The organism is Caballeronia sp. SEWSISQ10-4 2, from assembly GCF_030464885.1.
Classification (GTDB): domain Bacteria; phylum Pseudomonadota; class Gammaproteobacteria; order Burkholderiales; family Burkholderiaceae; genus Caballeronia.
Window position 1 is genome coordinate 49,114 of sequence record NZ_JALPRJ010000056.1, and the last position, 8,275, is coordinate 57,388.

The 8,275-nt window shown below is 57.5% G+C and carries 7 protein-coding genes and 1 pseudogene; 6 read left to right on the top strand and 2 right to left on the bottom strand.

All coding sequences use genetic code 11. The annotated features are described in order from the left end of the window. The first annotated feature begins 236 nt into the window (after positions 1-236). From M0D69_RS30525 to M0D69_RS30545, 5 genes and pseudogenes are all read left to right on the top strand, one after another. Entirely contained in the window at positions 237-1,004 is a 768-nt protein-coding gene (locus M0D69_RS30525) for an SDR family NAD(P)-dependent oxidoreductase (RefSeq protein WP_301785581.1), read from the top strand. A 105-nt stretch (positions 1,005-1,109) separates the two neighbouring features. Then, positions 1,110-1,871, top strand: coding sequence for an SDR family oxidoreductase (locus M0D69_RS30530; protein ID WP_301785582.1), 762 nt, complete (start codon positions 1,110-1,112; stop codon positions 1,869-1,871). Between the two features lies 1 nt (position 1,872). Continuing rightward, the gene (locus M0D69_RS30535; RefSeq protein ID WP_301785583.1) at positions 1,873-2,766 is read left to right on the top strand and encodes a 3-keto-5-aminohexanoate cleavage protein; all 894 of its coding nucleotides are present in this window, start codon (positions 1,873-1,875) and stop codon (positions 2,764-2,766) included. Positions 2,767-2,788: 22 nt separating this feature from the next. Beyond that, positions 2,789-3,000 (top strand): annotated as a pseudogene (locus M0D69_RS30540) (acyl-CoA dehydrogenase family protein); the annotation flags it as partial. Between the two features lie 93 nt (positions 3,001-3,093). Next, positions 3,094-4,611 carry a methyl-accepting chemotaxis protein gene (locus M0D69_RS30545; RefSeq protein WP_301785584.1) on the top strand — a complete coding sequence of 506 codons (1,518 nt, stop codon included), beginning with the start codon at positions 3,094-3,096 and terminating at the stop codon, positions 4,609-4,611. A 549-nt stretch (positions 4,612-5,160) separates the two neighbouring features. Here the strand turns inward: M0D69_RS30545 and M0D69_RS30550 are convergent. Further along, positions 5,161-6,024: a LysR family transcriptional regulator gene (locus M0D69_RS30550; RefSeq protein WP_301785585.1), complete on the bottom strand. Its 864-nt coding sequence runs from the start codon at positions 6,022-6,024 to the stop codon at positions 5,161-5,163. A gap of 647 nt (positions 6,025-6,671) precedes the next feature. Between M0D69_RS30550 and M0D69_RS30555 the strand changes: the two genes are divergently transcribed. Further along, positions 6,672-7,451 (top strand): GntR family transcriptional regulator, encoded by a 780-nt coding sequence (locus M0D69_RS30555; protein WP_301785586.1) that lies wholly within the window; start codon positions 6,672-6,674, stop codon positions 7,449-7,451. Positions 7,452-7,823: 372 nt separating this feature from the next. Here M0D69_RS30555 and M0D69_RS30560 read toward each other — a convergent pair whose 3' ends face one another. After that, positions 7,824-8,108, bottom strand: coding sequence for a DUF4148 domain-containing protein (locus M0D69_RS30560; RefSeq protein WP_301785587.1), 285 nt, complete (start codon positions 8,106-8,108; stop codon positions 7,824-7,826). Positions 8,109-8,275: the final 167 nt, after the last annotated feature.

An 8,275-nucleotide genomic window follows, 5' to 3' on the forward strand; every position in this document is an offset into this window, starting at 1 on the left:
GTGCTCTCTGCGCAAAGTATATATTCCGATATTTGTGATCACAAATAGAAAATAAAACATCGAGGTGATTTAAGGGTTTAACCTGATATATTCATAGATATGACGGGAATTATGCTCTGTTTGTTTAAATTTATGTTGATATGTGATCACAAAAAGCTTAGCCTTTTGACATGTGGCGGCCACGGTGCAGAAGTGCCAGGGCGTTCGGTGTGATGACATGAACTGAAGGGGGTGTGATGAGCGATAACGGCAAGGTAGTGGTAGTGACGGGCGGTTCCGGTGGCATCGGCGAGGCGGTGGCGCATCGTCTCTCGCGTGACGGATACCGCGTGGCCGTTGTGGCAAGCTCGAACGTGGAAAAGGCTGAGAAAGTTGCCGCCGCGATTCGCGCGAAAGGGGGTGACGCGACTGGCTTTGCCTGTGACGTGCGTGATGCCGACGCGGTGCAAGGCTTGATCGAGAGCGTCGTCAACAGGTTCGGCAAGATCGACACGCTGGTGAACGCAGCGGGGGTGTTCAAACCGACGCCGGCTGGCAGCGCCGCGCTGCAAGACGTCAATCAGATGATCGACATCAATCTGCGCGGCACGTGGAACACTATCAATGCCGTCGTGCCCCGCCTGAAAGCAAATGGCGGCGGCAAGATAGTCAATATCGCATCGGTTGCAGGTCTCACGGGTTTCGGCACCTACGCGATTTACTGCGCAACCAAAGCCGGCATCGTGATGATGACGCGCGCGCTCGCCTGCGAAGTGGGACGCGAAAACATCAACGTCAACTGCGTCGCGCCGGGCAATACCGCTACCGGAATGAACGACGACATTCGCAATGATCCCGGGATGCAAGGTCTGCGCGACTTCATGGCCGCGCGCACGCCGAGCACGCGGACCTTCTCTGAGCCGGGGGACATCGCTGGGGCCATCTCTTTCCTCGCCTCCGATTCCGCACGTGCGATGCACGGCAGCTGCCTGCTGATGGACGAGGGTATCTCCGCCGGGCTCTGAAAGTCGATGCGGTAAGCGTCGTAGCAGAGTGCGGCGCGATGTGTGAATTAACTACGGCGCCCGCCGTCGCAAACGGGGCGGGCGCCTCTGATCGTGAGGATGTCCATGCAGGAAACAGTCATCGTAACTGGCGGCGCGGATAGCGTAGGCCGCGTGATCGCGGAGCAGTTCATCGCTCGCGGCGCTCGTGTGCATATCTGTGATGTGCGCGCGGAAGCGGTTGACGCCACGCTTGCAGCGAATCCCGGCATGACCGGGACCGTTGCAAACGTCGGCAATCCGGCGCAGGTGGCGCAGGTCATTGAAGACTCTCAGCGCGCCTTCGGCGATGCCTCGGTGCTAGTCAACAACGTTGGCGTCGCCGGGCCGCGCGCTGCTTTCGAAGACATCACAGACGATGCCTGGCGTGAGACCTTCGATATCAATCTCGGTGGCATGTTCCAGTTCATGAAACATGTAGTGCCCGCCATGAAACGCAACCGTCACGGCGCCATCATCAATTTCTCCACCGGCTCGACTCGGACCCGTTTGCCGAGGCGTACTGCTTATGTTGTGTCCAAGGCGGCTGTTGAAGCGCTGACCCTGAACGCGGCCCGGGAACTCGGTCCGTTCAACGTCCGTTGCAATGCGATCCTGCCCGGCATGATCGACAACGAGCGCATGCGACGCATCGTGGCCAATATTGCCTCGGAAAGCGGTCGCACTGCTGACGAGGTTGAGTCCGACTATCTGAAATACATTTCGCTGCGTACCAAGGTGCAGCCCGACGATCTCGCTCAAATGGTCCTTTTTCTCGCCTCCAGTGCGGCGTCGAAGGTCACGGGCGAACTGATAGCCGTTAGCGGCAATGTTGAATGGGAAATCTAGCATGTCCAGAAAAGTCATCCTGACCTGCGCGGTCACCGGCAACGCTCCTTTTAACCCGAAGCATCCGGCGATGCCCATCACGCCGGCGCAAATTGCCGATGCTTGCGTTGAAGCGGCAAAGGCTGGTGCTTCAGTGGCGCACATTCACGTGCGCGATCCTGAAACTGGCGGGGGCAGCCGCGACCCGAAGCTGTTCAAGGAAGTCGTCGACCGCGTTCGTCAGTCGGGCACGGACATCATCCTCAACCTGACGTGTGGGCTCGGCGCATTTTTCTTGCCGGATCCGGAAGACGAGGCACGCGCGCTGCCTGAAAGCGATGTTATTCCTGTCGCCGAACGTGTTCGTCACCTCGAAGAATGTCTGCCGGAAATCGCATCGCTCGACATTACGACCGGCAACCAGGTCGAAGGCACTCTGGAGTTCGTCTACCTGAACACGACACGCACGTTGCGTGCGATGGCCAAGCGCTTTCAGGAACTGGGTGTCAAGCCCGAGCTGGAAGTGTTCAGTGCTGGCGACATCTTGTTTGGCAAGTCGCTCATCAGCGACGGCCTTATCGACGGCGTTCCGCTGTTCCAGATGGTTCTCGGGGTCTTGTGGGGCGCGCCGGCCACCACTGAAACGATGATCTATCAACGCAACCTGATTCCGGAAAACGCGCAGTGGGCGGCCTTCGGAATCGCGCGTGACGAAATGCCGATGGTTGCTCAGTCGGCGTTGCTCGGCGGCAATGTGCGTGTCGGTCTCGAAGACAACCTTTACCTCAGCCGCGGCGTGTTCGCGAACAACGGGCAACTGGTTGAGCGCGCGAGTACCATCATCAACCATCTCGGCATGTCGGTCGCGACGCCTGCCGAAGCGCGCGAAATCATGCAACTGAAGACCTCGCAGTAAGAAGGCGGATTTGGACACCGACCAGCCATGTCTGAAGGAGCCGTCGATGGCAAAGCCGTTCGCCTCGGAAGCAGCCGAAAAGATTTGTAGTGCGGCTATCCAGGCGCTTGGTGGCGACGGTTACACGAAAGACTTGCCGGTGCAGCCGATCTATCGGGACGCGTCATCTGGATTTATGAAGGAACGAGCGGCGTGCAGCGCATGGTCATTGGTCGTGCAGTGGCCAAGGCGTAACGGTCGCGGAAGAAATGCGTAGTCCCGTCAATTTTCCAACTCAAAGCGATGACCTTTTCCCGTAAACTTTGGCTGCCGCTCGTCGCGAGCATCATGGCCCTGATCCTCGTGTCGATGCTTGATGCGTGGCACGCGCGCGATATTCGCATTGATGGGCGGCGCCAGAATCTTCGGGAAGCCGCTACGCTGGCGGCGAGTGTGGTGAGCGAATACCGCTCGCTCGCGGACACCGGCAAGCTTGCAGAAGATGTCGCTCGGCAGCAGGCCCTCGAGCGCCTGAAGGGTATGCGTTACTCGACCGAAGGGTACTTCCTTGTGTACTCGTTTGACGAAGTGATGCTGATGCATCCGTTCAAGGCGTCTGCGGCCGGAAAATCGGTCAAGGGCTTACGCGACAGCAACGGGCTCGCACTGTTTGACAAGATGACTGTCGCGTCTGCACAGCCAGGCGGTGCGTACCTGGACTATCACTGGCCGCATCTGGGAAAGACGGCTCCGTCTCCACTGATCGGCTACGTACAGCGCTACGAGCCGTGGAGTTGGATCATTGTCACGTCGGCGTATGTCGATGATATCGACGCGGCGTTCATGCAGTCCCTCATTCAGTCATCGCTCATTACGCTCGCGATCGCCGCGGCGCTGATAGTGAGTGTCGCGTGGTCAACAAGGAGTGTGCAGCACGTACTGGGAGGCGACCCGACCGACGCAGCGAGCGTGGCGGCGCGCATTGCCAGCGGCGATTTGACGGCGAGCATTGATGTTATGCCGGGAGACGAAAGCAGCCTTCTGGCCGTGATAAAGAAGATGCGCGACTCCCTTCGGGTGAGCATCAGGCACATCCAGGAAACGGCCGGCAACGTGGCGTCAGCGGCCCGTGAGATTACCGAAGGCAATCGGAGTCTGTCCTCCCGCACGGACAGTCAGGCTGCGTCTCTCGAGGAGACAGCCGCAAACATGGAGGAAATCACGGTGATGCTGCGTCAGACGGCCGACCATGCAAGCACCGCACGGTCGCTGGCAGAGCAGGCCGCCGAGGTGACCCAAAACGGCTGCGACATGATGCTGAAGATGAAGCGGACCATGGGCGAAATCTCGGACGCGTCAACGCAAGTGTCAGAGATCATCTCAGTTATCGAGTCGATTGCCTTCCAGACAAATATCCTCGCGCTTAACGCCGCAGTAGAAGCGGCGCATGCCGGCGATGGTGGTCGCGGCTTCGCCGTTGTGGCAACCGAAGTGCGTGCGCTGGCGCAGCGAAGCACGAGCGCGGCCGGCGAGATTCGCAATCTGATCGGGGTGGCCGTCAATAAAGTCGATATGGGCTCGTCGCTCGCGGCCGGGACACAAGCCGCGATCGAGGCTGTACAACAGGCCATCGCGCGGGTGCGCCTCGCCGTCTGCGAGATCGACCAGGCTGCAACGGAACAGCGGGCTGGCGTCGAGCAGGTGAACACGGCGGTCGCGCGCATCGACGGGCTAACCCAGCAGAATGCGCAGCTCGTTCAGCAAGTCGCCGCTGTTGCCGATTCTCTTGAACTGGAGTCCATGCGAATGCGCGAAGCGGCATCGGTATTCACCATTTCAGAGGTAGCAGCGGTTGGGCAACTTTAGATCTGGTGTCGTGAGTTAGACATTCGCATACAAAAATCTACGCCAGTAACCATGGAAGTGTTTTCGCGATAACTCTCTACGAATCGGCGAAGACCTGGCAGTCCTTGGGCACAACCTGCGTAGTAGAAAAGGGGACACGGGACGGCGGCATCAACAGAAACAAGATTGCATGTATGTGTCAACGCATCGTGATCGACAGGCGCGTTTGCAATCGATTTCTTCAAAAGCCTCTGCTAACTCGCGCTGGCTCTGATTTCGCGCCTTGAGACAGTCTGCGTAAGCTATGCAGTCTGCCCGTTTCCTTGAGCAACGCAGTTGTCGCAGATTTAGCAACTGCGAATGACGCTATCGCGCCATGTATCTCGCTGGTTGTACATCGAGATGAGCGCCCGCGATCTATTCCCGGGTTGCTCAAGGTGCCACAAAGGCATTTGCCTCGGTAGCACTACGGGAACTCTCACCTCTGGATGGCCTGCGTTCGAGTACCGGAATAGACGTTCGTCGCGGTGTGACGGGCGGCCTATACTGAACACGTCTTTGAGGTAAGCGCTAATCACCCGGGGGGATGTCAGGGGTTAGCGCGGCCAGTTGAGCAAGGCTCATATCGACGAAGTGCATCACTTTAGCCGGCACGTATCTCCGGCTTGGATATGCCACCTGTATGTCGACCTCCTCGAGTTTTTCGCCCTGAAGCACCCTGAACAGGCTACCGTCGGCGAGGTCGCCGCCTATCAGAAACTCAGGCAGGATTGCGATTCCCAACCCTTCGAGTGCGAGCAATCTCAGCATGGCCGTGTTCGTCGTCAGATGAAGCTTCACGCAGCCGACTAAGGACAGTCTTTTAACAAAACTTTTCAGACAGAGGACGCGGTGATTGCGCAGTTCAGAATAGGTTTGTGGGTGGATGCCTTGCAGATATGACGGCGCACAGCAAGCGACAAACCGGCTTCCACTTGCATGGCGGGTTATGACGTCGTCGCTTCTCAGCATGTTATCGACGACTACGGCTACATCGATGCCTTCCTCTACGAGGTCAATCGGCCTGTCCGAGAGGGTGATATCCACCGACACGTCCGGATATTGTTTGCAATAGGCCGTAACCAGCGGAGCGAGAAGTGCAAGCGCGAGCGCGGATGGCATCGCAACACGTAACGCGCCGGTCGGTGCAATCCGCTCAAGGCCGGCTCGGGCTTCAGCTTCGGCCGTCGCCGCAAGAATCTCCCTACAGCGTTCGGCATACTCAGTGCCTGCCTCGGTTGGCGTAACCTTGCGGGTACTGCGCTGCAGTAGGCGCGACCTCAGATGTGTCTCCAGTTGCGCTACGGCACGGGTCGCCGTCGGTTTGGATAGTTCCAATGTCCGGGCTGCGCTCGCAAAGCTCCCGCTGTCGACTACTTGCAGGAACACACGCATTGTGAACAGTCGATCCACTCGACGCCTCTTACTGGTTGCAGTGAATGAAATGAAGGAGTGCTTTTCGATATCGCCCTGCAGCGCAGTTCCCCGCACAGGCGGAACTCACTGGATACATGGCTGTGCATGCAGACCTCTGACGAACGCTGTTCGGCACCGCTGCAGTTGGCGCCCCGCGCTGAACCGCCTTTTATCCGGCGATCAGCCAGACGCACGCAAGCTTATAGATACAAAGTATATATAGATCAGTGATCACTGAGTGATATCGTTTGCAAAAGCTGTAGTGACAGCGACGATTCCTGAAAGGTGGTGCGCGCACAAAGGTCGGGTGCTGGATGTCCTGTTGCCGGTAGCTTTGGCAAACAGCGTAGAACCGGTTTTGAGCTGGAACTCACCCGAGTCGCGGTTCGCCTTGTGGGGCAGTTGGTAAATGGTTCTGCTACAGGGGATCGGATACGGATTTGTTCGGCCTTGCCGGAATGTTCTTCGTTGCGCCGCTCGACGACCTGGATATCTGCGTTAGACAGCGATCGAGCGGACTGTCAACATAGTAAAAATCATGACCGTAAGGTGGATTTGTGATCACAAATCGATGCGGTGATAAGCACATTGCTCAAAAGGCCTGTGCATTGAAGGGTTAGAGATTAATGGTGACCAAGCTCGTGGATGCGCCAAATGAAGATAAGTTTGTTGCGGCGGACGCGCCGGCGGTATCGCGACTGAGCACGGTTGCGCTGCGTGAGCGCGTCTACGCTGAACTTGCCAACGCATTGCGTTCGGGACGCTTTGCTCCGGCAGCTACGGTGACGATCCGCGGACTTGCCGCCTCGTTGGGAACAAGCACTATGCCCGTTCGGGAAGCCGTCAGCCGGCTTGTCACAGAGGGCGCGCTCGAGATGTTGCCCAACCGGACGCTCCGGGTTCCAGCAGTCTCAATCGCGCGGCTTGACGAGCTCATCGACGCACGGATAGCAATGGAATCGCATGCTGCGTTCAGGGCAGCAGAGCGCATGACGCCCGCTCAATTTTCGGCCATCAAGGCGGCGAACGAAATTTACAGTCATGCTGTGGACGCCTCCGATGTTCATGCTGCTGTGGCGGCAAATGAAAAAATGCATTTCGCGATTTACCGTGCCGCGCAGTCGGATCTCATGTTTTCAATCATCGAAATGCTGTGGTTGCGAAGTGGGCCATATATCGCGTCAATCATGAAAAAGATGCAGGCCGCTCAGGAAACTTTGCATGACCGCGGTGTGATGCATCACTTCAACATTCTTGCTGCTTTGGCAAAGCGGGATCCAGAAGCTGCGAGCGCGGCATTGAAGGCTGATATCGTGGATGCTGCGGCCTGGTATAAGAATCAGATTTTCGAAGTGGAGCAGGATGGCGCAGGTCCAGCCGGCGACGGTCGGCAAGCGCAAACGTGACTCCAGGGCTCCCGTGCAGGGTAAGCCTTAACGGGACGACGATTAGGCATGCAGACGATATTGACAATGTCTCGCCGCTTTCATGCGGCCGACTGGCCTTGCCGACATTACAAAAGGTCGTTCTCCCTCTTTAGGATCGCCCGTAGACTTGTCAGAGCGCGCAGACCGTCCATCGCGCGGAGTGCCGAGCGCAAGCGATTGAACCCGACTTCAGCGTATCGGCGCAGAGATTCTTTTCAGGTACGCAGTCTTAGTCTTTTGCATTGAGCTTTCGACGCGGGCGCGGTGTTTGGCGCCACGCTGCCAATCGAAGCGTGGCGTTTTCTTGCCCAAGTCAGTCCGCTTCACGTTAAAGGCAATCGCTCGAACAAATCATCTTGCCGGCGGGTTTCTCGACTCCGACGTGCCTTTGACAACTGTCCCAGAGTCGCTATTCCGTGCGGTGTCTTTCTGCGCCGCGATGCGCGCTTCCACTTCCATGATATTTTCCGGATACGCATACGCGTCCGTTGCACCGGGCGTATAGCCGGCCTTTTCAATCTGGACGATCTGTTCGCGAACCTCGGTGCGAGTCACTGGTTCGCTCGCTTGCGCGAACGACGCGGCCGGGGCGACAAGGATAAAAGCAATTGCAAAAGATGTGATGGACGACTTCATGACAACCTCCATAGACTTAATGTCACCGACGGGTGGACGCTGTCTTTTGCATCCAGTGAATGCAGTCTATTGAAACAAGAGAACCTCAGTCAGTCTCTAAGAAGGTAAAGCCCATGTCGTTATACAGAAATGTCGGCATTACCGTCATCGCGCAATAAGCGCATGGT